This window comes from Streptomyces sp. H27-H1, assembly GCF_026627445.1.
GTDB lineage: Bacteria > Actinomycetota > Actinomycetes > Streptomycetales > Streptomycetaceae > Streptomyces.
Map to the genome: position 1 here is coordinate 1 of NZ_JAPNLJ010000042.1, position 22,357 is coordinate 22,357.

Here is a 22,357-nt window from a genome sequence, read left to right on the forward strand (position 1 = left end):
GATGTGGTACCCGCTCCGCGGGTACCACATCGCTGCGCGATGTGCAAGGGGCGCGGTCGCTGCGCTCCCTTCGCCCACGCGGAGCGTGGGCGCCTCCCTCCGCTGCGCTCCTGGAGGCAGTGGGGCCGGCCGCTGCGCGCCCGGCTGGCCGTGCGGTGCACGGCCGGGGCTGACGGGGTGCCAGGTGCGGCTAGTGGGGCCTCCAGTAAGGGAGTTGGGGGAGCGCGGGGCGCTCCCGGCGGGTCCGCTGCGCTTCCCCGCCTGACGGTCCTTCCGGCTGCGCCTCCAGAACCTTGGGGCCCGCTGCGCGGGCGGGCTGGTTGTGAGGGGGTGGGTGTCACTCGTTGGTGTGGGTTCCAGTATAGCGTGTGCCTCGGGTAGATGCAGCATGTACCGTTGGCGGAAACACGGGACACCCCCCAACCATCCGGGAACTCCCCGGAATTCCGAGAGGAACGACCGCCGATGACCGGTCACCACGAATCTGCCGGACCTGATCCCGCGTTGAGCGGGGATTCTCTGCGCCGGGTGACGCAGTACCAGACGGCAGGCGTCAACGCCCGGCTCCGGCTGTTCGCGCTCCTGGAGGCGCAGGGCGTGCCCGCGAGCGAGGCGGACGACCTGGCGGCCGCGCTGGAGGCCGGGGCGGTCGCCGGGGCGCAGTGCCAGGTGGTGGAGCTGGACGGCATGGCGCCGGCCTCTCGGGGCTCGCTGTTCGCGGACGGGTGGGATGACGGTGTGACGGCCGTGAGCGAGGCCCTGGTGGGCATCGCGGACCGGGACTGGTCGCGGCGCGGCGGCCGGTCTGCCGGGTCCGCTGAGCTGGCCGTACATATCGCGGACGTGAGGCGGCGTGAGCGGGCGGACCTGGTGCGGCTGGAGAGGTTCGTCCGGGAGAGCGTGCTGCCGCGCACCCATCCGCACACCACGCAGCGGCGCCGGGCGCTGGAGGCGCTGGGTGAGGCCGGCGGTCTGTGCACCGCGCGGACGGTGAACGGCGATGGGGACCACATCGTCTGCACGCTCGATGCCGGGCACTACGACCCGGACGACAAGCCGCCCTTCAAGGACGGAAAGCCCGGCGGCTGGCATAAGGCGGGTGCGTCGATCTGGAACGACTCGGGCGCGGCCTGCATTCCGCACGCGGCCGTCTGAACAACCACAGGAATTCAGTGCTCGGGGAGGCTAGGAATGTCAGCGATTCAGCTCAAGGAACACCAGGTAGACCAGCGGTCAGCGTTTAGGAAGTGGGTGGGATTCCCTGCAAGGTCATCCGTGCCCCCGCAGGGTGCCCGTGGCACGCTCGTGTCAGCGACCGGATCGGGCAAGACGATCACGGCCGCTGCGTGCGCGCTGGAGTCGTTCGCGGACGGCCGGATCCTCGTGACCGTGCCGACCCTGGACCTGCTCGCCCAGACCGCCCAGGCGTGGCGCCTGGTGGGCCACCGGGCCCCGATGGTCGCCGTGTGCTCGCTGGAGAACGACGCGGTCCTGAACGAACTCGGGGTGCGCACCACCACCAACCCGATCCAGCTCGCCCTGTGGGCCGGGCACGGGCCGGTCATCGTGTTCGCCACGTACGCCTCACTCGTGGACCGCGAGGACATCGACGCCCCCGTGGGCCAGCGGAAGGTTCGCGGGCCGCTGGAGGCCGCTCTGGCGGGCGGAGAGCGGCTGTACGGCCAGCGCATGGCGGGCTTCGACCTCGCGCTCGTGGATGAGGCGCACGGAACCGCCGGTGATCTTGGCCGTCCGTGGGCCGCGATCCACGACAACGCCCGCATCCCCGCAGACTTCCGGCTCTACCTCACGGCCACCCCCCGCATCCTCGCCGCGGCCCGGCCGCAGAAGGGCGCGAACGGCCAGGAGGCGGAGATCGCGACCATGGCCGACGACCCGGACGGCACCTACGGCGCGTGGCTCGCGGAGCTCGGTCTGAGCGAGGCGATCGAGCGGGAGATCCTTGCAGGCTTCGAGATCGACGTGCTGGAGATCCGCGACCCCTCGCCGGTCATCGGGGAGTCGGAAGAGGCGCGGCGGGGGCGGCGCCTGGCCCTGTTGCAGACCGCGCTCCTGGAGCACGCCGCCGCGTACAACCTCCGTACGGTCATGACGTTCCACCAGAAGGTGGAGGAGGCCCGCGCGTTCGCGGACAAGCTGCCGGAGACGGCTGCCGAGCTGTACGTCAATGACGCCTCCGATGAGGACCTGGCCAAGGCGGACAAGCTCCCGGCGTCGTCGATCGACGCGGAGTTCTACGAGCTGGAGGCCGGCCGCCACGTACCCCCGGACCGCGTGTGGTCGGCGTGGCTGTGCGGCGACCACCTCGTCTCCGAGCGGCGCGAGGCGCTGCGCCAGTTCGCCAACGGCATCGACGCGGCCGGACGCCGGGTCCACCGCGCCTTCCTCGCCAGCGTTCGCGTGCTCGGTGAGGGCGTCGACATCACCGGCGAGCGGGGAGTCGAGGCGATCTGCTTCGCGGACACCCGCGGCTCCCAGGTGGAGATCGTGCAGAACATCGGCCGGGCGCTCCGCCTCAACAAGGACGGCAGCACGAAGATCGCGCGGATCATCGTGCCGGTGTTCCTGGAGCCGAACGAGGACCCGACCGACATGGTCGCCTCCGCCAGCTTCCGCCCTCTTGTAGCCGTATTGCAGGGCCTGCGCAGTCATGACGAACGACTCGTTGAGCAGCTCGCCTCTCGCGCGCTCACCAGCGGGAAGCGCAAGGTCCACGTGAAGCGGGACGACGACGGCCGGATCGTCGGGGCCGGCGGCGACGGCGAGGGTGACGGCGGGGACCAGGAGGACGACGACACCCAGGCCGCCGCCGAAGCCGCGTTGCTGCACTTCTCCAGCCCGCGCGACGCCGCCACCATCGCGGCGTTCCTCCGGACGCGGGTCTACCGGCCCGAGTCGTTGGTGTGGCTGGAGGGATACCAGGCCCTCATCCGGTGGCGGAAGGAGAACGAGATCACCGGCGTGCACGCCGTTGCCTACGACGTCGAGGTCGAGGTGGGAGTCACGAAGGCGTTTCCGCTTGGCCGCTGGGTGCACCAGCAGCGGAAGGCACTGCGGGCGGGTGAGCTGGAGGAGCGGCGCAAGACCCTGCTGGACGCGCCGGAGGCCGGGATGGTCTGGGAGCCGGGCGAGGAAGCGTGGGAGAACAAGCTCGCCGCGCTCCGGTCCTACCGGCGGGCCACCGGGCACCTCGCGCCCCGTCAGGACGCCGTGTGGGGCGAGGGCGAGGCGATGGTGCCCGTCGGGCAGCACCTCGCCAACCTCCGGCGCAAGGGCGGCCTCGGGAAGGACCCTGAGCGGGCGGCGCAGCGCGCGGCGCAGCTGACGGCGATCGACCCGGACTGGGACTGCCCGTGGCCGCTGGACTGGCAGCGGCACTACCGGGTGCTCGCCGACCTGGTCGACGCCGACGGCGTCCTGCCCTACATCGCGCCCGGCATCATCTTCGAGGGCGACGACGTGGGCAAGTGGCGCTGGAGGCACCAAGAGCCGGGTACCTGGGCGCAGCTCCTCCCCGAGCAGCAGGAGCGGCTGACCGCGCTGGGCATCAATGCCCCTGCGGCCCCGCCTCCCGCCCCGGCGGCGGTCGGTGCGGCAAAGGGGTCTGCCAAGGCGCAGCAGGCGTTCCAGCGGGGTCTGGCGGCCCTCGCGCAGTGGGTGGAGCGGGAAGGACAGCGGGCGGTGCCGCGCGGGCACAGCGAGACGATCACGGTCGACGGCGAGCCGGAGCCGGTGATCGTGAAGCTGGGCGTGTGGAATTCGAACACCAAATCGAGGCGGGACAGGCTCAGCGCCGACCAGCTGGGCAGCCTCGCGGCGCTGGGCCTGGACTGGGCAGGGCCGGTGCCAGCCATTGAGGCCGCCCCGGCTCAGCCCGCCGCTGCACAGGCCGCGCCGCCGAAGCGTGACCACCACGATGAGTGCGACAAGGCGCTGTACGAGGGCGGTACGTGTACCTGCGACCTCATCGAGCAGTACGGACCGCCCTCCGAACGCGACGACTACTGACCGCTCCCCCGCCCGACCGGACCCCGGACCTCTTGAGGCCGGGGTCTCGCGCTGTCACCGGCCAGACATCGGTGCCGACCTGCAACACGGAGTGCAACACGCGCGCCCGACTCTCGCTTTTGCAGGCATTCCAGCAGGTCAGGGTGAAACGCGGCCTCCGTTTCACCCTCGCGTTTCAGAGTGGTGTTTCAGTCGCCGTGCCGTCGGGCCCACGCGGGCTACCAGCGGCGTAGGTCCTTGGTGAGTTCGCGGTGCCACTCGGTGCGGCGCGGCACGTACGCGGCGGGCGCCGGTCCGAGCGCGACGGCCTGGTCGGTGATCTCGTAGGTGACCCGGTAGGACAGGACTTGGGTGGCGAGGTCCATCCACTCCTGCGTCTTGTGCGCCGGCGGGACGGGACCGAGCACGGTCACGAACCACATGGGCAGCAGGGCGCGGTCGCGGATCGCGTCGGCCAGAGTGCCGCGCAGCAGCCAGTTCAGCTTCCGCTCCGCCTTGTCGCCCTGCTCGATCAGCGACGCCTTCGCCTGCCGCAGAGTGTCGTCCTGGGCCAGTGCGGCCTGCGCGGTCTGGGCGGGGCTGGCCAGCTTCTGGGCCCGCTGACCGTGGCTCTCAGCAAGGGTGCGGGACATGCCGAAGTCCATGGCGGCCTGTTTGAACTCGCGGGACGTGCGCGGCTGACTGGCCAGGATGCCGGCGGCCTCCACCACCTTGTCGCGGTGCTCGTCGCGCTCTTCGACCGCTCCTTCGTAGTGGCGGATGTTGAGGCGGTGGGCCTCGCGCTGGTGCCTGGGGAGCAGGCCGGAGCGTACGTGCCAGCCGTGGTTGGCGGTCCTGGCCAGCTGCTTCCGCTCCGGGTCGGTGGTGTCGAGGTCGGCGAGTGGGGCGCCGCCCGCGGCGAGCAGGTGGGCTTCGAGGGCCTGGACGCGGCCGGTCAGCCGCTTGATGGCCTGATCGGTGTCCTGGATGTCGCCGCGTACGTCGTCGTCCAGCTCGGTGAGATCGTTGCGGACGGTGCTGAGGTCGTCCTCGATGCTGCGGATGCCGCTGCGGATGTCGCGCAGCTCGTAGTCGAGGTCTTCGACCTCCCCCAGCTTCGTACGAAGCGAGTGCAGCTCGTGCTCCATCCCGCCGGTCTGGCTCTCCAGGCGGCGGACCTTGTAGCCGTAGTCGTCGCTCACCGCCGCGCCCCCTTCGGGTCGGCGTCCGTGTTGTCCGTGGAGGACCCGGCGACAAGCATCCAGCCCAGGGCGGCGGCGATGATGAACCACCGGCTGATCACACTCAGGCTGATGAGGGCCATCAGGAGCGCGACCACGTGCAGTCCGACGGCTCCGAAGCGGCGGTCACGGTGCTGTTCGGCATCGACCTTCTGGAAGCAGCCGGCCACCGTGCCCGCGAAGTGGGGGACCAGCAGGACCAGCCACCAGGTCGAGCGGTCGAGGACGAAGACGAGCGCGATCAGCACGGCGCCGACGGCCGCCTGGCCGCGCCAGGACCACGTCACGATGCGCTCACTGCGTCTGCGCTCGGGTTCGGCCAGACGCTCGGGAATCGTCTTCTCGAACTCCACCAGCTTGCTGGTGACGTTCGCCAGGCGGGCGTACTCCACCGCGAACTGGTCGTCGTCGACGTCGTGTTTCAGCACCTCCGCATGGCGAGCGCCGACCTTCTGCTGAAGCTGCGCCAGCTGCTCCTCGATCTGCTGCTCGGTGCTGCCCACCGAACCACCCCCACCCGCAATGCGACGACACGCCGACCGGACACTTCCCCGCCGGCGGCCACCGCCAGCCGTCAAACCGATCGACCGTACCCACAGCTGTCCGGGGCCCGCCGGGTAATCGCACGCAGTGGCCGAAACCATGTCGATCTCTTCCGCGCATCGGTGCGTACCCGGGGATGTCACGTTGTCCCTGTGGGTTGGCAGAGGCAGTCGTCATGAGTTCTGCAGGGCATACACCTGGTACGGCACGGTGGTTCCGCCGTCGGCCTGCCGGTCGGACGTCCCGATGTGGGTGAACCCGGTCTTGATCAGGACGCGGCCGGAGGCGGGGTTGTCGGGGTGGTGCATGGCTTCCAGCCGGTTGAGGCCGGCAGTGAAGGCGACGGAGAGGACCTGGTGGGCAGCCTGGGTGGCGTAGCCGTGGCCCCAGGTGTCCTCGCGGAGGATGTAGCTGATGGTGCCCATGGACGGGGTGCGCCGCCGCAGGGAGATCAGGCCGATCATCTCGTCTGCGGCGAGGATGCCCCAGCTCCACTGTGCACGCGGGGTTTCGGCGGCTCGGGCGAGGGCTGCGCGGATCTTCTCGTGGGCCTGGTCGAGGGTGAGGGGCTTGCCGGTGGTGTGCCGGATGGAGGCGCCGCTGTAGACGCGGGTGAGGGCGGCGGCGTCGTCGGGGCACAGGGCGCGCAGGGTCACCATGCGGCGGTCAGCTCCTTCGCGGTGGGCCGGTCGGCGGGATCGGGGGCCAGGCACGCGGTGATGGCCTTCTCGAACTCGGGGAACGGCCACGCCCGGACGTCGCGCAGCGCGGTGGTGGTGCCCTTGGCGATGGCGGCCAGCTTCTCCAGTCGGTCGGTGGTGTCGTCGTAGGGGACGGGGCGTTGGCCGGTCCAGCACCAGAAGAGGGAGGCGCCAAGGCTCCAGATGTCGGCGGCCGGCTGTGCCTGGATGTGGGTGTCGGCGGGGGTGGTGAGGATCGCGGTGGCGAGTTCGGGGGCGGTGGTGTGGGTGAAGGCTCCCCGGTACGGAACGGGGCGGGCGTCGCCGGGGCCGCAGGCGAGGGCGTAGTCGATGACCGCTGCCTGGCCGTCGTTCGTGACGAGGGTGTTGGTGGGCTGGACGTCGGCGTGGGCCCAGTCGGCGGCGTGCATCCGGGCGAGGTGCTCCGTCCAGCTGCGGGCGATGCCTGTGAGCCAGGGGCGGACTGCGGCGCGGTCTCCTTCGGGCCCGCGGGCGAGGGCGAATGCCCGCCACAGGGGTGCGCCGTCGATCCAGTTGACGGCCAGCCACCGGCCGCCCTCATAAGTCCCGGCGCTCACCCGGTAGTCGGGGCTGAGGGCCCCGGCGGCCGTGAGGCGAAGAAGGTGGTCGTCCTCTTGGGCCATCTCTGCGGCCTTCTCGTGGGCGTTGTCGCCGTCGGGAGTGTTGGCCTTCACCGCGACTGCTCCTTTGGGGCCCTGCACCTTCCAGGCCCGGGAGCCGCGCCGGTCGCTCAGGAGCTGGATCGCTGTGGGTTCGCCGGTGTGTCCGGTGAGGAGGGCGACGGCTTCGCCGGGGGGAGGAACTGTCTGGCCCATGTGCGGATGTCCTTCCACTCGGTGGGGATGTGCTCGAACACGTCGCGGCCGTCGTCGTCGGCCGCGGCGAGCCCTGCGGCCAGGTCGGGGGTCGCACGCAGGAAGCGTGGGTCGCGGCGACGGACGGCGGCCCGCACGGGGAGGAACGAGGCGGGGGCGGCCGGGATCCGGTTGCCGGCCCCGGTGACTTCCTCTTCTCCCGCGTAGAACTTGCCGAACATCACCCCGAGGGGCCCGTAGAGGTTCTTCAGCACCCAGTGCGGCCAGGCCAGCAGGTCACGGTGCCCAGTGCCGGGCACCTCGCCCACCAGGACGATGTTCTCGCACCGCAGAAGGCCGTGGGGCCGGTTCAGCAAGGGCCGCAGCCACTCCGCGGCTTGGGCGCCCGCGTGGAAGAGCTCCGCCTGGACGGCTTCGGCGTCGCCGTCGGCGCGGTAGACCGTCCAGGTCGTCAGTCCCTGCTGGAGGGAGGGTGCCAGGTAGGGGCAGTGGGCGGTCATCTGGCGTGCGTAGTCACCGATGTCGATGGAGGTCGGCCGGGTGGTGCTGGCTTCAACGAGGCGCAGCGCCCCGGCGGTGGGCCGGGGCGCTGCGCTGCTGCTGGTGGTCACCGGTGGGCGGGCTCCGGCTGGTCGGGCACGATGTCGCCGTCGCCGCCGGCGGGGCCGCAGTCCCATTCGGCGACCACGGTGCCGCTCTCCTGGTAGCGGGCGATGGCGTCCTGGTCGACGTTGCCGTGGGCGTCGGTGAACCAGATCTCCGGCAGCGGCCCGTACGCCTCTTCGTAGGCGGTGACCCAGGCGATCGGGCCGTGGCCGTTGTTCGCGACGTGACGGATGGGCTGGCCGGCGGTCTCCTGGCACAGGGCCGCGTAGGCGGGGGTGCCGAGCTGCTCGTGCCACGCCTTGTCCACGGCCGGGGAGAACATCTCGGGTGCGGACTGGCCGTTCTTGAAGCGCTGGCCGGTGATGGTCAGGAACCGGCGCAGCTCGGTCGTTGCGGTGCTCATGGTGGTGCCCCTCTCGGTGTCGAGTGGTGCTCGCCCCGTCCGGGTCGGAACGGGTGTGGTGCCTGGTGGTGCCGTGCGCCGCGCACCCGGGGTCGTTGGTCCCGTCCGGGTGCGCGGCGGTCTCAGGGGGTCTTGGCTGGCTCGGGGGCGGCGCTGACGAGGCGGTCCAGGCGCTCGTACAGGGCGCGTACGAGCCGGGCGTGGCGCTGGGTACAGCGCGCGGTGCCCTCCGCTGGGACGGACAGGCGTCGGTCGGCTTCCTCGAGGACGACGTCGGCGAGGACGCGGGCGGCGTGGTCTTCGGGCAGCAGGTCCGCGGCGCGGCGGACGTCGGCGGCGACGGCGCGGGCGGCACCGGTGAGCAGCAGCGTCATCTGCTGGAGGTCCGCAGGCGGCAGGCCGGGGTCGCCGGTCCATCCCAGCACGGCTTTGACCAGACCCTTGTGGAGCTCCCGGTCCAGGGGGAGCTCCGCTTCGAGGCGTCCTTCGGGGTCGTGGAGGACCATATGTGTGCTGCTCATCGGTGCCTCGCCGGGTCGTGGGTCGCGGGCGGCACGGTCTCGTTCGTCGGACGTCGACCGCATCCCGACCGTACGGGCGGACCCGATGCGGTAGGACTGACCGTGAGTACGGGTTTGGGTGCGCAGGGCAACCGGGGAGCAGGCCGGTATGGGCAGGCCGCGACGAACATCAGCAGGTGTGGTGACCGGCTTCGTGCTGCGGCTGATCCGCGAGTCGGTCCCTTGCACGCAGGCCGCCCTGGCGGAGGTCCTGGGCGTGGACGTGGACACGCTGCAGGGCTGGGAGTCGGGACGGCGCCCGCTGGCGAACATGCGGGCCGGGGCGCTGCTGGAGCTGCGCCGCCGTCTGCCGGCGCTCGGTGCGGACGTGGCGCTGGTGGTGTGGCTGGACGCGGCGATGGACGCGGACCGGATCATCGCGGCCGGGCTGGACGGCGAGGCCGGGAGCCCGCACCCGCTGGCCGGGTGGGTCCATACCCGGGACACCGCGCACATGCTGGCGTGGGCGCTGAACGGCACCGTCCCGCCGGCGCTCGCCGGACGCTTACCCCGCCCGAGGCGCGGTCCGGTCGCCGTCGCGCCGCAGCTGGCGGCCTCGGACCGGACGGTGTTCTTCGACCATCTGCGGGGCACGACCGAGGCTGCGGCCCTCCAGGGCGAAGGCGGGGTGCTGCTGCACCGCCAGGCGCTCTACCTCGCCTCGTACGACCGGGGGCCGGACGCGGCCGCGTGGACCGCGCATACCCTTCACCGGCGTCGTGACGTGCTGGCCCGGCGGGGCTGGTCGCCGCACTGGGCGGAGGCCCGCTCCACCGCGACCGCGCTCGCCCGGCTGGGAGACCCGCAGCCGCTGCTGGACTTCATCGACCGCGCCCTGGCCGACGACGACACTGCGGAGGCCGCGAACCTCAACTACTGGGCGCTGTGGCTGGGTGCGTTGGCGTTGCCGCAGCCGGACGACGCGTTCATGCGGGACCGGGACCTGTCGGGCTGGGATCCGGTGACCCTGCTGCGGGGCCTGGCCCGCGGGCTGCACCTGGCGCCTGGGTACGTCGACCTGTACGCGCACTCGCTGTGGGCGCTGCTGACGGCCTTCCCATGGCTGCCGCAGGCGGCCGGACCGCTCGCGGGCCCGCTGCGCGAGCAGGCCGGTCAACTCCTGGACGGGGCGTCGCTGTCGGCGAGATCCCGGCGCGAGCTCGCCCACGTCCACTACGTTTTCGATCACAACCGCTGATATCCGGAGGACCTTATGGCCGACGACACCACCAGGGGAACCGCGAGCTTCATCTCCGAGATGGGCGTGCTCAAGCACGTCGCACGGACCGGATGGTGGTTCACCGGCAACAAGCAGCCGGAGTCCGTCGCCGAACACTCCTTCCGCGTCGGGGTGATCGGCTCCGTCCTGGCGATGATGGAGGGCGTCGACCCGGCCCGGGTCGCGTTGATGTGCCTGTTCCACGACAGCCAGGAGACCCGGATCGGGGACATCGCGCACATCGGCCGGAAGTACATCAGGGCCGCTCCGAACGGTGAGGTGACCGCCGACCAGGTCGCCAACGCCCACCCGGCCGTACGCACCGGGGTTCAGGGCGCGGTCGACGAGTACGAGGCCGGCGAAACGCCGGAGGCGATCGTCGCCCGCGATGCCGACAAGCTGGAATGCCTGGTCCAGGCGGTGGAGTATCGGGAGCAGGGCTACAGCCTCACCCAGAACTGGATCGACACCAGCCTCGCCTCGCTCAAGACCCCGTCCGCGAAGGCCCTCGCCGACGCCGCGCTGAGCATGGACTCACTCCAGTGGCAGAAGAACTTCCTGCCCTGACCGATTCCAGGCGAGCGCACTGGTGTTGAGCAGCCTGAGTACACAGAGCCGGGCCCCGGGACGTCATGGCTTCCCCCGGGGCCCGTGGTGTGCCCGCTCTACCGGTAGCAGCGGGTGGGGCCCGGTTCCTGGGGGCGGGCAGCAGCGCGTTTCTCGTCCGCGATCCGCTGCTGGTCTCGCCGCAGAGCGTCCGCTCGGGCCTCGGGGGTGACGGCTGGACCGTGTCGGACCTGCGACGGCCCCCCTTTCGCCGGGGCTGACCTGCGGAAACGCCCGGACCTTGGCGTCGGGGCGCGGAGGGGGTGATGGAGGGGTCCACGGAGGGGGGCCTTCTGGCCTGGTCAAGGGGCTGCTCAGGCTCGTGGGCGGTGCTCGCCACAGGGTGCTCCTGCAAGGTGGGGCGGGCCTATCCCGCCATTCACCTTCTACAGGTGTCGTCCGCGGCGAGTTTGTGACGCCGATCTTGGAAAACCTCTCCGCCGTAACCGCATCGTGATCAACCGAGGTGTGACAACGCAGCACAGTTGGCCAACGAGCAGGGGAGGCGTCCCTGGTCAGAGCGTTCTGACGCTTCGTAGTTGGCAAGAGCGACGCAGGCTAGTTGGCAACCCGTCGACCCAAAGCCGCAGGTCAGCGCCGTCCGGGAGGGCCCTTCCTGGGCGTTTGCCAATCACTCTGCTGAATTACCAACTGTGCTGCGTCGTCACACGAGGGGGGGAGAGTTCTCCCTCCTCAGCGGCCGGACTCTGTCCACAGGGCCGAAATTGGAGGCTCCTCTTGAGGCCGCCGCGATCAGCGGGGCGGCCCGTCGTTGAGGAGCTGTCATGCCCGAGAACACCGTCACCGCGCCGCTCGCCCCGATGGAGCCGGCCGACATCGCCGACGCCTTCGCTTACATCCAGGCGTGGTACGCCAGGGACATCGACACCGCTGGCGCGGTCGCCGACGACATCGGCCCGGAGAAGCTGTACCGGCTGCTCCTGGACGTCGCCGCGCGCGTCCTCATCCCGATCACCGCCGTGGACGACCACGACGGGGAGCCCTGCGCGCACTCCTTCCTCGCCGCCGCGCTCGGGCGGCTGCTGCTGGAGCTCGCCTGCCACGGCGTGTGCCTGGCCAGCTCGCAGGGCATCGCCGACACCATCACCCGCTTCACCGAGAACATCCTCACCGAGGACCAGGGCGACGTCGCCGACGTCCTGCGCCAGCTGGAGGCCGCCGGGATGAAGCAGGCGATGGAAGCGCACCCGGGGCGCCTCACCGTCGTGTAGCGCGCCACCCGATGTCGGTGGCGTGCATCGTGCGCGCGCCACCGGCGGGAGGTGCGGTGCGCCTCCGCGCGCCGCGCGTATCGGGCGCGCGCACCGCGTCACCATTCGCCGTCTGCAGGCGGGGGCGGACTCCTATATCACACAGCCCCTTGACCGCGATCTGATCGGCGGCCGGGACCGGCTCTGACAAGGGGAAATGCTCCGCTAGCGAACCTGGTCAAGGTGAAACGCGCGGCCTCCCAGAGCTGGACAAGGGGTCTCCGGCCGGCCGCTCGAAGGTGGACAAGGGGTGGGCGATCGGCGGTACGCGCGATCTGGAAGGTGCGCTTCGCGCGCGGTGCGGAACATCCGATGCCCGACATCGCGATGCGCGCTGAGTGCCGGACATCGTGATGCGCGCGGCGCGGAACATCGAGTGCCGTGCATCGACATCGGAAGGCGCGCGCCGGGTGCGGTGCAGACATCGCGGCGCGCACGGGAGTGGAGCCCACCCGGTGGACGATGCCCGGTGGAGTTCACTCTCCACTCGGTGGAGTCCACCCGATGCTCTGCATCCGATGCCAGGCATCGTCCACTGGATGCTGAACATCGTGGGTTCGGTGGACGATGCCCGGCATCGTCACCACAGCCAGGCACTGGAGTGCCGCACCTGTGGTCATGTGAGTCCTCCAGTGGGTGTCCGGCCAGGCGTCTGCTGCACGCCGGGCGGCGGGGTGTGTGACGGAGCGGGCGCCGACGGGGCAGGCTGCGGCCGGGGGCCATGGGCGACGGCGCGCTCCCGGATGCCGTCCTGGAGCTTGGCGGCCATCTTCGCGACGGCCTCGATCGTGGCGCGGGTCTGCTCCAGCGCGGCAACATCGGTCCCCTGCTCCAGGGCGTGGCCGTCTTTCCCGCCGGTGCGGGACGTACGCGGGCCGGACCTCGAGGTGTCGGGCGCGGCGCCGGTGTGCGGGGAGTCCGGGCGGTCCGCGCGGCGCATCTCGTAGACCCGGGCACTCAGCGCTCCGGCGGCCAGGCGGGCCCGCGCGTAGAGGGGAGCGGTCCGCGTGCGGATCAGCGGGCGCAGCGCGGCCTGGTGGTCGGTGTCGCGTGGGTACAGGGCGTGCAGATCAGCGGTCATCTTCCGGCCCCGGCCGACGGGGCGGGTGTAGTCGTCGACGACGGTCTGCACGATCCGTTCGTCCAGGCCCGGCTGGTGCGGTTGGCCGCGCAGGACGTAGGAGAGGTAGCGGCGCGCTTCGGCGAGCAGGTGGTGGCGTTTGAACGCCCCGCGCATCACGTACACCACGGCTACGACGTCGACGGCCGCCAGGACGACGTCGACCACCGGCCGTACCCGCGCCCACACCGCCGCGGCTGCCGCCCGCGCCCGCTCCGCGAGCCGGTCCACGACGTCGGCGCCGAACGAGGCGATGGCCGACTCCCGCCAACGCATTCGCAGCTCGGACAGCGACCGCAGCTCCTTGCGCTTCGGCGGGCGCGTGCGGTCGGCGGCCCGGCAGGCCAGCCCGTAGGCGGCCCGCTCCCCCGGCTCGTGCCCGTGCTCCTCCACGTATTCGGCGGTGAGGACGAACAGGGCCTCTTCGATCTGCTGGCGTCGGGTCGACTGCCAGCCGATGAGCCGCTGATCGATCCCCGCTATTTCCATGACGGGACGGCGGCCGGGTGTCACCTCTCGGGGCTCCCACGCCCACCCGAGCCGGGCGGAGACCTCCTCCATGAAGAACAGGAGGTAGAGAGTGTCAGCGGCAACGATGTGGGCCAGCAGCGTGTCTGCCGACAGGTTTCCCCACGTGCCTTTGGCGTCCGGCCGGCGGGCGCGGATCGACACCACCGCATGATCGTGGAGCAGCGGCTTCGACTCGGCAGCTCTGGACTCGTAGTGCCGGAACACTGCGACGATCAGAGCGCCGTCCCGGATCGGCTTGCGGTGCTTGCCGCCGCTCCCCGACCGGATCTGCGCGACCGACTCCCCCAGCCACCCCAGCGTCTTGTCCACGGAGATGTCCTGGCACTCCTCCAGCACCCGCCGTTCCTCGTCACCCATCAGCGCCCACGCGATGTGGGCCGTCGGCGGCGGCCGGAACACCAGGTCCATGCCGAGCCAGGGTCTGCGCTCCTTGGCCTTATCCGTCTTCGGTGACCGGTTGTGCTCGATGGGTCTGCCCAGCACGGTCGCCCGCCGGGCCTTCGCCGGATCGTCTCCCGCCTGAAGGCGCTCGCGCTCGATCCGGTCGGCGTCCGGGTGCCGGCCTTCCCCCAGGAGCAGTTCGGCCTGCCGCTCGCTCACCTCGTCACCCGGCGTGAGGCCAACCGCGGTTAGGCCCCGGCCCCGCCAGATCCCGGGCGGGACACCGGCCTCGTCCTGGGCGTCGCGCAGCGCCTTGCCCGCGGGGCGGTGGCCGTCGCCGACCATCACGCCGCGGAAGAGGTAACGCACCCCGTCACCCGGGCGGAGCTCTGCTTTGCTGATCACCGGCACATGAAACACCGGCGTTGACCTGCGGAAAAGCGCGATCGGGGGTCCTTCCCGCCGGGCGGGAGGCCATCACCAAGTCTTTACCGTGGGGCCCGCCAGGCGGGCCGTGACGGCCGCCCGAGACGGTAAGCCGACGGTGTGTGCACTCTTCCGCCCATGGAGATCACACGAGACGGAATCGCCTGCGCCCTCTGCCGTACGACCACCCAGGAGCGGGTGTACCTGGTCCTCAGCCACCAGTCGTCCTTTCCTCAGCGGGAGGTGATCAGGGACCGCTGGTGCCCGGCCGGCTGCCACCTGGCCCACCCCGCCCGGTGGCGGGAGGTGATGCCGCCACTCCGCAGCGACCTCTGACGACGTCGTGCGAATACTGCGCACCGACCACCCGAGCACCACCAACCCCAGAACCCGACCGCACTCAACTCCACCGCCACCGAGCACTCAGACCCCCAAAACACGCGGGACTTCCCCAATTGGGGAAGTCCCGCTCAACGCCGGGGATCAACTCTCTACGGGTTCGGCATTCCACGACGATCTGACAGCCGGTGGGGCGGCAACGTTCCAATTGGAACGGGATCGTTCGAGCCTCTCGAACGGGAGCGCTTCAATCGAAGCGCTCCCGTTCGCTTCCCGCGTGAAACCGGGCCCTCGCGTGGAGGGCCACAGACGCTCATCGCACCGTCGGGTGACCTTGCGGCGGGGTGGCTGCGTGTGATCTTGGGGGTCTGGCAAGCTGTGCCGCGTCCGAGTAGCCGCGCTGGGCGGCGAAATCAACGGACGACTGGAAGGCCACCGGATGACCACATCCACAGCCGTGCAACGCGCCACCGATACGGCAGCCCGCAACGGTCGGACGGCAAAGGTAATCGTCGTCATTCAGCAGAAGGGCGGCGCGGGCAAGTCCACGATCGCGGTGAACACGGCCGCTTGCGCGGGCCGGTCAGCGGTGATGTCCAACGCAGACGAGTCCGCCGGCTCCCCCGTCGTCGCGGCCGGGATCGACGTCCAGGGCACCCTGGAGAAATGGTGCGCAGGCGTACGCGAGGCGGCGCTGCCGTTCGACTACGTCGTCACCAAGAGCAAGCTCGGCATCATCCCGGGCATCGTCGAGGATCCGGAACGGCGCCGCGTCGTCGTCGACACCCCGGGCTTCCTTGATGTCGATCCTGATGCTGAGTGGGGCGCGGACCCCTTGGGCGAGAGCCGGACGGCCGACGCTCTTCGCGAGGTCCTGGATGTGGCGGACCTGGCGATCGTGCCGATCACCCCGTCCAAAATCACCTGGGACGAGTGTGAGTTCACGATCGAGCGCGTTCTCAAGCCGCGGGGTATCCCCTTCCTCGTCGTGATCAACATGCACGACCCGGGGAAGGACCGGCACGAAGTGCAGTTGAACAAGGTGAAGGCGTGGATCGACGAGCGGAACTACCCGCGCGTCGCCGACCCGATCCGCCGGTACACGATCCACGAGCACGCCTACGAGAACGGCACGCTCGTCACCGAGTACAAGATGAGCGGCACCGCGCTGAATGCCCGCGAGGACTTCATGCGCGTCGCCCTGACGATGGAACAGATGCTCTGATGGGACGACAGATCAACACGGGTGGGCCGCAGGGCCCCGGAAAGCCGGACACGGCGGTGGCGCTGGCCCGCGCGATCGACCACCTGCCGACGAAGCAGCTCTCCGACACTCCGGTCCTCATCGCTCAGGAGCGGGAGCTCCTGGTGCGCTGCGAGGCCGCGCTCGAGAACCTGCGGATCGCGTACTGGGCTGCGGGTAAGGCGCTCCAGGTCGTTCGGGACGGCAAGCTGTACCGGGCGACGCGCGGGACGTTCGAGGACTACTGCAACGAGCTGTGGGACATCACGCCGCAGTACGCGAACCAGCTGATCAAGACGTGGAAGATCACAGAGAAGCTGTTCGAATTGGTCCACGGGAAATCGAACGATTTGGAAACTGTAGTTTCCAAAAAGCTGGGCATCGCTCAGGCCCGGGAGTTGGTCTCGCTCGCCGAAGAGCACGGTGTCGATGCTGCCGCACTGCTCTACCTGGCACTCATCCAGGTGAAGCAGCTGAGCGTCACGTCCGACATGGTGAAGGGCGCCGTCCAGGCGCTCCCCCCGGAGGCGGCTGGCAAGAAGAAGGCCACCGAGGAAGCCGTGCTCGTCTACCTCGCGAGCATCGAAGGCAAGACCCAGCTCCCAGCCGCCCGCGACCCTTACAAGGCGCTGACCCGGGCAACGAAGAAGCTGGACGCGGGCACACTCCAGGCTGCGATGGAGCGCAACCCCGAAGGCACTCGCACGATGGTGCGGGAGCTGATCGAGGCGCTGTCCGCATCCGTCGGCATAGAGGTTGAGATCAAGCCCGAAGCGGAGCCAGCGGTCGCCTGACGGCCCGGAAACGCAAGAAGGCCCGTACCCCTCTGGCGATCGCAGGGGGTACGGGCCTTCGGGTGTTCCGGGGGTCAGGCCACCCAGGTCACGCGCTCGCTCCTGCGAGGGCGTCGGCCAAGAGCGCGGTGACATCAGCGACGTACGGGTCGGCGTAGCTCTCGTGGTCGCTGACGTCGAACAGCGCGTCCTTCGCGGTGACCGTGAATCCGGGGATGACGGTGGCCGCCCGGCTCGCGAGGTCGGTGTTGAGACGGCCGGCGTCGTGGGAGGCGACCCAGGTCTGGAAGTACGGCCCAAGGCGCAGCAGCGTGTGGCCGGTGCCGTCGGTGCGGCGGGCTTCGACGTGGACGCCGTAGTGGGCGGGGGTCATGCCGACGTCGTCGGGTAGGGGGAGGCCGGCGGAGGCGTGGGTGAGCATCGCGTAGGCCGGCTGCCAGGTCCCGAGGATTGTGGTCGTCTCGCAGCGCAGCCAGCCTCGGTTGGTGTAGCCGAGCTGGTGGCCGTGGAGGTAGGCAGCGGCGTGTGGGGTGTCGGGGTGGACCAGGGCGACGGCGATCGTCTCGGTGCCGTGGTCGTCGCCGGGGCGGGGGTGCGCGCGCTCGATGAACGGGCCGACCCGCACGGCGACGTCCCGGGCGAGGTCGGGCGTCCAGGGCTCGGGGTTGCGGACGGCGGCGAGCATCGCGCGGAACCTGTCGACGACGGCCTGGTCCTCGGGGGAGACCGCGTTGGATGTGGTGGCGCAGCTGCTGAACATGCGACGGATCATCGGGCGGTCTCCTGCTCGGGGTGGGCGGGGCGGGTGCTGGCGGGTGCCTTGAGGACGCGCGGCAGGTGTGCGTGGAGATGCTCGATTTCGACCTGTCGGCCACGGTCGCGGAGTTCGCGGGCAAGGATTTCGGTGAGGCCGCATGCCCTGTGCTTGCCGCCTGCGCACCCGATCGCAATGCGGCGGGGGCCGGCGGGCAGGTCGGCGTAGTCGGCGAGGTTGGCGATCAGTTCGCGGGCGCCGGGGGTGTTGAGGACGACGTCCTGGACGCGGGGGTGGTGGCCGTCGAGGTTGAGGATGTCGCGGGCGGCGGCGGGGTCGCGGAGCCGGTCGCGGACGTCTTCGATCCGGTCGGCGGCGGGCGGGACGGGGGAGCCGTCCGGGCCGGTGGGCAGGTGGAGGTAGCCGAAGCTGGTCAGGCGGATCGGGTGCATGAGGACGTCTCCAGGTCGTGGGTGGCGGGGCGGGGCTGGGGGAGGGCTGGCTGTGGGTCCGGGCGGAGCTCGGTCACCGGCGGGAGCCACTGGTGGGCGCAGTGCCGGCAGCGGTGGCAGTTGCTCCATCCGGTGCGGTTGGGCCTCCTGGTGAACCGTGTCGAGCGGCTGGTGCGGGTGCAGGCCGGGCACCGGGACGGGGTCGCTATGTCTTCCCGCTCCAGCCACTCGATGGCGATGAAGGTGGCGGGCTGGGCGGTGGGTGCGTCGGGGTCGGCGTCGTTGACGTACCAGGGGCAGTCGCCGTCGCTTCCCGCCCTGACGGCCTGGATGTAGGTGCGCCTGGTGCCGAAGGTGAGCAGGTCGGCGAGTTCGTTGGTGGGCACGATGAGCTCTCCGAGGACCCGCCGGTGGTAGGCGCTGGTGACGGCGAGTACGGCGCGGTCGGTGAGGTGGCCCAGGGTCAGGAGGCGGTCGCTCTCCTCGCCCAGGGCGGCGGCCGGGATGCCGTGCAGGTGGTCGAAGCCGGGCTCGGTGCCGGACAGGGTGAACGGCTCGCCGGGTGCGGCGTCGGTGAAGGCGGTCACGGGGGGGGATCTCCTCGAGTTGAGGGGTGGCGCCGGGGCGGCCGGGCTCGTGGCCGGCGGCCGCCCCGGGCCGTACATGGGTGAAGCGGCCCGCCGCTGGGGCGGGCCGCTTCGGGTGCCGTGCTGATCGCGGCGGCGGTCAGCTGCTGGCGGGGGTGTCCATGCGCAGTTCGGCCAGGGCGATCCCGACCGTGGCGCAGGACCCGGAGCAGAACGCGCGGGCGGGCATGGTGGAGCCCTGGACGTGGATGCGGACCCAGCCGCGGCGCTGCACGCTGCGGCCCGCGACTTCCTGGCCGCATCCGTCGACGGGGCAGTCGCCCGGCGCCAGGATCCGGCGTCCGGGCTGGGAGCCGGACGCGGCGGTGACGTACTGCCCGCCGTACCACTCCCGCTGCTTCTGCGAGCGCTCCGGCACCGGCTTGCTGGTGCGCTGCGCCTCACGGACAGCGGCCAGACAGCCGCACTCCTCGGTCGCGGCGACCTTGCGGTAGGTGTGCTGCCGGTAGACGCGCATACTGCCGTGGTCGATCCCGGCTTCCTGTCCGATGACGCTCACCGCGCCACCCCCTTCGAAGCGGTGAAGGCGATGGCCGCGTTCACGATGTCGGCGTGGTCGAACGCCAGCGGCGGCAGCGCGTCCAGGGGCCACCAGCGGGCGGCGCGGGCGTCGTCCCCGGCCGTGACCGGGGTGTCGGCGGGGACGACGGCCACGTAGGCAACGGTGACGTACCGGCCGCGCGGGTCGCGGTCGGGCGCGTCCCACACGCCGACCTGACGCAGGCTGTCGGCGGTCACGCGGAGGCCGGTCTCTTCCTCGAGTTCGCGGACGGCGGCATCACGGTTGGTTTCCGAGCGATCCACGTGGCCACCGGCGAGGGCCCATTCGCCCTCGTGCGGCGGCCAGCCCCGCTCGATCAGCAGGACGTCGCCGCCGGGGGTCAGGGCGACCACGTCGGCGGTGTAGCGGATGGTCTCGGGCTCGGGCTCGGTCTCGGTCATGTTCGCCTCTCGGTTGGGCGGGCTATCGGGTGGTGGTGACCACGAGGAACTGGTCGGCGTCCAGGTCCATCACGACGTGGGCGTCGTGGCCCTGGGCGCGCTGGGCAGCGGCGCATTCGTCGGCGGGCCAGGAGCCGCGGGGATGGCCGGCGGGGAATCGCTCCAGGACGGTGCGGGAGGGTGCGGCGGTGGTCATCGGTCGTCACCGCCGTGCACGCGCTCGTGGATGTCGATCAGGGTGGCGATGGCGTCCGGGTTGTCCGCGAGGCCGACCCACTTCCCGCGCGCGGTGAAGACCGGCACGGCGTCGGTGTCGGCGTCGAAGATGACGACGTAGTCGCCGAACCTGTCGAGCACCATCTCGCGCAGGGCCGGGACCAGGGCGGTGCCGAGGACCTCGAGGACGTCCACGGTGAGCCGGGCGGGCTCGCCAGGCGTCCGGGGCTGGGCCAGGGTGCCGGTGACGCGCAGCAGGTCGCTGGGCTGTACGCCGTTCAGCAGCTCGTGGACGATCCCGTCGTCCGTGGCGGTGCAGGAGACGACGGTGTCGGGGGCGTCCTCGGGGAGGGTGTCCGCGTCGACGGGACGGACGGTCAGGTCGAACATCGCGGTGCCGTGCGGGCCGGGGGCGGGGATGGCGTCGACCCAGCCGTCGACGGTGCAGTGCTTGGTGTCCATCAGCTGGCCTCCGCCAGGGTCTTGGTGGTGCGCGGCGAGCGGGGTCGGGGGGTGTACTGCGCGCGGAGCAGGAGCTCGCAGTTGCGGCGCTGCTGCTCCGGGGTGATCGGCCGGGGCTTGGGGCCCTGGCGGTGCCAGAGCGGGGAAGCGGGCGGCTCGGGGTAGGCGAGGGTGGGATCGACGTCGTCCTGCGGAGTGCTGCTCATGGGAGCCTCCGGGCGGGTGGGTCAGGCGTGGTTGTCGTCGCGCCGGCGCTTGGGCTGGGTGTCGGAGGCGAACCGACCGAGGCGGGCCTCGGTGGGGTGCTCGGAGATCCAGGACTCAGCGCACACCTTGTGAGCGGGCTCCCCGGAGTGGGAGCGCAGCGGTGTGGGCTGCTCGCACAGCGCGCAGGGGCGCATCTGCCAGCGGTCGTAGTGCCGGGCGTCGCGCCAGTCCAGCAGGCCGCCGGGAGCCGGGACGCAGCCCGGCTCGTACGGCGGCTCCTTGCCCGGCTTGCGGGTCACGGCCGCAGGTGCGGCAGCTGCTGGAGGACTTGGTCCACGAGGTCCTGCGTCGGCTTCCAGGCCGGGAGCGCCCCGGTGGCGGGCACCGGCAGCGGCAGTTCGTGGACGTCGGCGAGGACCAGGTGGTGAGCGTGGCGCTGTGCCCAGGGGCTGGTGCAGTGCGCGGGCCCCTGGTCCAGGTGGCAGTCGGTGAGCCGGGCGACACCGATGACCGCACCGAGGTGTAGCTCGCGGCCGCGGATCGCGGTGGCGACCAGCGGGTCGCGCAGCACGGCGGGTTCCGGCTTCGCCTTCCCGGCGTGGAGCAGGACCCACCCCCGCCAGGGCCAGTTGGCCGGCCTGTTCTCCGTGCGCTTCCCGGCGAGGATGCAGGCCGCCCACGGCTGGCGGACCGTGATGCCGCGGATCCAGTCGCCGCCCTCGAGTTCGGCGGCGCTCACGCGGCTCGCCCCCACACCGCTGTACCCGGGCGCCCGGAGCGGCGCCCGTTGATGGACGGCACCGTGACGTGCGCGGCGGTGGCGAGGTGGGCGCGGCCGGAGTGCTTGCCGTCGTACAGAGCTGCGTCGGCGGCCCTCTGGAGCCGGGTCAAGTCGCGGCTGCCGATCATGTCCGGTGTCGCGGCGCCGACCGACGCGGCGACGTCGACCGTGCGCCCGTCGTCCAGGACGAGGGGCGTGTGCAGCATCCGGACCAGCTGCTCCAGGCGGAGCGCGCGCCGGTCGGCGTTCAGCTCCAGGACCACGGCGAACTCATCGCCTCCGAGGCGACCGACGGCCGCGCGCGGGCCCGCCCACGCGGTGAGCCGGGCCCCGATCGACGCGAGGACGGCGTCCCCTGCCGCGTGGCCCAAGTCGTCATTGATCTGCTTGAAGTGGTCGGCATCGACGATGACCACGGTCGTGTCGTCGCCGTGGCGGGCCAGGAGCCGGCGGGCGCGGGCTGTGTAGGAGTCGCGGCGCAGCAGCCCGGTCAGCGGGTCGCGCTTCGTCGCGGCGAGCTTCTTGTGCAGGGCGACGGCGTGGACCGCCCAGCCGGTGAGCGGCATGGCGGCGGTGGTGATCAGGAGGGTGCGCGGGCCGAACCGGCCCGACGTGTGCAGGACGGAGTCCATACTGAGGTCTCCCTCTCGTCTCGTACGGGATGGGTGGCCCGGGGCAGTCGTCAGCCAGCAAGCAGGGCGGCTGTCCCGGGGCGGAGCTACAACTCGAAGGTGCTGGGCTTGGTCCAGCGGTAGGGGTTCGTCCAGCGGCCGGCGGTCGCGGCGGGCCAGTCGAGCTCCCAGCCGGGCCGGAATCCGCAGGCGCCCCAGCCGTCCGACCGTCCGTGGGGGATCTCGCGTCCGGCCTCCGTCGCGGCGCGTGCCGCGTCGTAGACCTCGTGAGCGATCCGTACGGCGGCGCTGCGGCTGTCGGCCCGGCCGGTGAAGACATGCAGACCGTGCGCGCCGGGCTGCTTGGTGCTGCGTATGGGGACTTCCACCTCGAAGTAGGGCAGCGGCACGTCCGTCTCCTCTCTGTGTTGAGGGGCCACTGCGACCGCCCCGGCCC

Annotated in this window: 28 protein-coding genes; 8 read left to right on the plus strand and 20 right to left on the minus strand. The window is 71.3% G+C overall.

Annotated features, from left to right (window positions below; all coding sequences use genetic code 11):
• Positions 1-528: 528 nt before the first annotated feature.
• Both OTB20_RS32545 and OTB20_RS32550 read left to right on the plus strand, forming a co-directional pair.
• On the plus strand, positions 529-1,155 hold the full coding sequence (locus OTB20_RS32545) for a hypothetical protein (RefSeq protein WP_267823081.1): 627 nt from the start codon (positions 529-531) through the stop codon (positions 1,153-1,155).
• 36 nt (positions 1,156-1,191) lie between these two features.
• A complete protein-coding gene (locus OTB20_RS32550) occupies positions 1,192-4,029 on the plus strand; it encodes a DEAD/DEAH box helicase (protein WP_267823083.1) in 2,838 nt (945 codons plus the stop codon).
• 218 nt (positions 4,030-4,247) lie between these two features.
• On the opposite strand, the gene OTB20_RS32555 is transcribed toward OTB20_RS32550, so the two are convergent.
• From OTB20_RS32555 to OTB20_RS32585, 7 genes are all read right to left on the minus strand, one after another.
• On the minus strand, positions 4,248-5,210 hold the full coding sequence (locus tag OTB20_RS32555; protein ID WP_267823085.1) for a hypothetical protein: 963 nt from the start codon (positions 5,208-5,210) through the stop codon (positions 4,248-4,250).
• Entirely contained in the window at positions 5,207-5,752 is a 546-nt protein-coding gene (locus OTB20_RS32560) for a hypothetical protein (protein WP_267823087.1), read from the minus strand. Before OTB20_RS32560 ends, OTB20_RS32555 begins: the two co-directional genes overlap by 4 nt.
• Before the next feature lie 213 nt (positions 5,753-5,965).
• Complete coding sequence (locus tag OTB20_RS32565; protein WP_267823089.1) at positions 5,966-6,451, minus strand: GNAT family N-acetyltransferase; 486 nt, start codon at positions 6,449-6,451, stop codon at positions 5,966-5,968.
• Complete coding sequence (locus OTB20_RS32570) at positions 6,445-7,329, minus strand: protein kinase domain-containing protein (RefSeq protein ID WP_267823091.1); 885 nt, start codon at positions 7,327-7,329, stop codon at positions 6,445-6,447. Before OTB20_RS32570 ends, OTB20_RS32565 begins: the two co-directional genes overlap by 7 nt.
• Entirely contained in the window at positions 7,245-7,940 is a 696-nt protein-coding gene (locus OTB20_RS32575; RefSeq protein WP_267823093.1) for a DUF6875 domain-containing protein, read from the minus strand. Before OTB20_RS32575 ends, OTB20_RS32570 begins: the two co-directional genes overlap by 85 nt.
• Positions 7,937-8,338 carry a hypothetical protein gene (locus OTB20_RS32580; RefSeq protein WP_267823095.1) on the minus strand — a complete coding sequence of 134 codons (402 nt, stop codon included), beginning with the start codon at positions 8,336-8,338 and terminating at the stop codon, positions 7,937-7,939. The genes OTB20_RS32575 and OTB20_RS32580 overlap by 4 nt, the downstream gene beginning before the upstream one ends.
• 122 nt (positions 8,339-8,460) lie before the next feature.
• Complete coding sequence (locus OTB20_RS32585; RefSeq protein ID WP_267823097.1) at positions 8,461-8,859, minus strand: DUF6415 family natural product biosynthesis protein; 399 nt, start codon at positions 8,857-8,859, stop codon at positions 8,461-8,463.
• Positions 8,860-9,040: 181 nt separating this feature from the next.
• On the opposite strand from OTB20_RS32585, the gene OTB20_RS32590 reads away from it, so the two are divergent.
• The 3 genes from OTB20_RS32590 (at position 9,041) to OTB20_RS32600 (ending at position 11,955) form a co-directional block, all read left to right on the plus strand.
• Entirely contained in the window at positions 9,041-10,096 is a 1,056-nt protein-coding gene (locus OTB20_RS32590) for a helix-turn-helix domain-containing protein (RefSeq protein ID WP_267823099.1), read from the plus strand.
• Positions 10,097-10,111: 15 nt separating this feature from the next.
• Entirely contained in the window at positions 10,112-10,684 is a 573-nt protein-coding gene (locus tag OTB20_RS32595) for an HD domain-containing protein (RefSeq protein WP_267823101.1), read from the plus strand.
• 824 nt (positions 10,685-11,508) lie between these two features.
• On the plus strand, positions 11,509-11,955 hold the full coding sequence (locus tag OTB20_RS32600; protein WP_267823103.1) for a hypothetical protein: 447 nt from the start codon (positions 11,509-11,511) through the stop codon (positions 11,953-11,955).
• A gap of 655 nt (positions 11,956-12,610) precedes the next feature.
• On the opposite strand, the gene mobF is transcribed toward OTB20_RS32600, so the two are convergent.
• On the minus strand, positions 12,611-14,431 hold the full coding sequence (gene mobF, locus OTB20_RS32605) for a MobF family relaxase (RefSeq protein WP_420716533.1): 1,821 nt from the start codon (positions 14,429-14,431) through the stop codon (positions 12,611-12,613).
• Between the two features lie 159 nt (positions 14,432-14,590).
• On the opposite strand from mobF, the gene OTB20_RS32610 reads away from it, so the two are divergent.
• The 3 genes from OTB20_RS32610 (at position 14,591) to OTB20_RS32620 (ending at position 16,828) form a co-directional block, all read left to right on the plus strand.
• The gene (locus tag OTB20_RS32610; RefSeq protein ID WP_267823104.1) at positions 14,591-14,788 is read left to right on the plus strand and encodes a hypothetical protein; all 198 of its coding nucleotides are present in this window, start codon (positions 14,591-14,593) and stop codon (positions 14,786-14,788) included.
• 442 nt (positions 14,789-15,230) lie between these two features.
• The gene (locus OTB20_RS32615; protein WP_267823106.1) at positions 15,231-16,016 is read left to right on the plus strand and encodes a ParA family protein; all 786 of its coding nucleotides are present in this window, start codon (positions 15,231-15,233) and stop codon (positions 16,014-16,016) included.
• On the plus strand, positions 16,016-16,828 hold the full coding sequence (locus OTB20_RS32620; RefSeq protein WP_267823108.1) for a hypothetical protein: 813 nt from the start codon (positions 16,016-16,018) through the stop codon (positions 16,826-16,828). The genes OTB20_RS32615 and OTB20_RS32620 overlap by 1 nt, the downstream gene beginning before the upstream one ends.
• Before the next feature lie 88 nt (positions 16,829-16,916).
• Here OTB20_RS32620 and OTB20_RS32625 read toward each other — a convergent pair whose 3' ends face one another.
• The 12 genes from OTB20_RS32625 to OTB20_RS32680 all read right to left on the minus strand — a co-directional run bounded on the left by OTB20_RS32625 (position 16,917) and on the right by OTB20_RS32680 (position 22,310).
• Positions 16,917-17,600 carry a hypothetical protein gene (locus tag OTB20_RS32625; RefSeq protein ID WP_267823110.1) on the minus strand — a complete coding sequence of 228 codons (684 nt, stop codon included), beginning with the start codon at positions 17,598-17,600 and terminating at the stop codon, positions 16,917-16,919.
• The gene (locus OTB20_RS32630; RefSeq protein ID WP_267823112.1) at positions 17,597-18,034 is read right to left on the minus strand and encodes an RNase adapter RapZ; all 438 of its coding nucleotides are present in this window, start codon (positions 18,032-18,034) and stop codon (positions 17,597-17,599) included. Before OTB20_RS32630 ends, OTB20_RS32625 begins: the two co-directional genes overlap by 4 nt.
• Entirely contained in the window at positions 18,016-18,621 is a 606-nt protein-coding gene (locus OTB20_RS32635) for a hypothetical protein (protein WP_267823114.1), read from the minus strand. The genes OTB20_RS32630 and OTB20_RS32635 overlap by 19 nt, the downstream gene beginning before the upstream one ends.
• Positions 18,622-18,760: 139 nt before the next feature.
• A complete protein-coding gene (locus OTB20_RS32640) occupies positions 18,761-19,180 on the minus strand; it encodes a hypothetical protein (RefSeq protein WP_267823116.1) in 420 nt (139 codons plus the stop codon).
• The gene (locus OTB20_RS32645; protein WP_267823118.1) at positions 19,177-19,623 is read right to left on the minus strand and encodes an NUDIX hydrolase; all 447 of its coding nucleotides are present in this window, start codon (positions 19,621-19,623) and stop codon (positions 19,177-19,179) included. Before OTB20_RS32645 ends, OTB20_RS32640 begins: the two co-directional genes overlap by 4 nt.
• A gap of 22 nt (positions 19,624-19,645) precedes the next feature.
• Positions 19,646-19,819 carry a hypothetical protein gene (locus OTB20_RS32650; RefSeq protein ID WP_267823120.1) on the minus strand — a complete coding sequence of 58 codons (174 nt, stop codon included), beginning with the start codon at positions 19,817-19,819 and terminating at the stop codon, positions 19,646-19,648.
• Positions 19,816-20,301 carry a hypothetical protein gene (locus tag OTB20_RS32655; RefSeq protein WP_267823122.1) on the minus strand — a complete coding sequence of 162 codons (486 nt, stop codon included), beginning with the start codon at positions 20,299-20,301 and terminating at the stop codon, positions 19,816-19,818. Before OTB20_RS32655 ends, OTB20_RS32650 begins: the two co-directional genes overlap by 4 nt.
• Complete coding sequence (locus OTB20_RS32660) at positions 20,301-20,507, minus strand: hypothetical protein (RefSeq protein WP_267823124.1); 207 nt, start codon at positions 20,505-20,507, stop codon at positions 20,301-20,303. The genes OTB20_RS32655 and OTB20_RS32660 overlap by 1 nt, the downstream gene beginning before the upstream one ends.
• Positions 20,508-20,528: 21 nt before the next feature.
• The gene (locus tag OTB20_RS32665; protein ID WP_267823126.1) at positions 20,529-20,807 is read right to left on the minus strand and encodes a hypothetical protein; all 279 of its coding nucleotides are present in this window, start codon (positions 20,805-20,807) and stop codon (positions 20,529-20,531) included.
• The gene (locus OTB20_RS32670) at positions 20,804-21,247 is read right to left on the minus strand and encodes a hypothetical protein (RefSeq protein ID WP_267823128.1); all 444 of its coding nucleotides are present in this window, start codon (positions 21,245-21,247) and stop codon (positions 20,804-20,806) included. The genes OTB20_RS32665 and OTB20_RS32670 overlap by 4 nt, the downstream gene beginning before the upstream one ends.
• On the minus strand, positions 21,244-21,921 hold the full coding sequence (locus tag OTB20_RS32675) for a GGDEF domain-containing protein (RefSeq protein WP_267823130.1): 678 nt from the start codon (positions 21,919-21,921) through the stop codon (positions 21,244-21,246). Before OTB20_RS32675 ends, OTB20_RS32670 begins: the two co-directional genes overlap by 4 nt.
• 86 nt (positions 21,922-22,007) lie before the next feature.
• Positions 22,008-22,310: a hypothetical protein gene (locus OTB20_RS32680; RefSeq protein ID WP_267823133.1), complete on the minus strand. Its 303-nt coding sequence runs from the start codon at positions 22,308-22,310 to the stop codon at positions 22,008-22,010.
• Positions 22,311-22,357 lie beyond the last annotated feature (47 nt).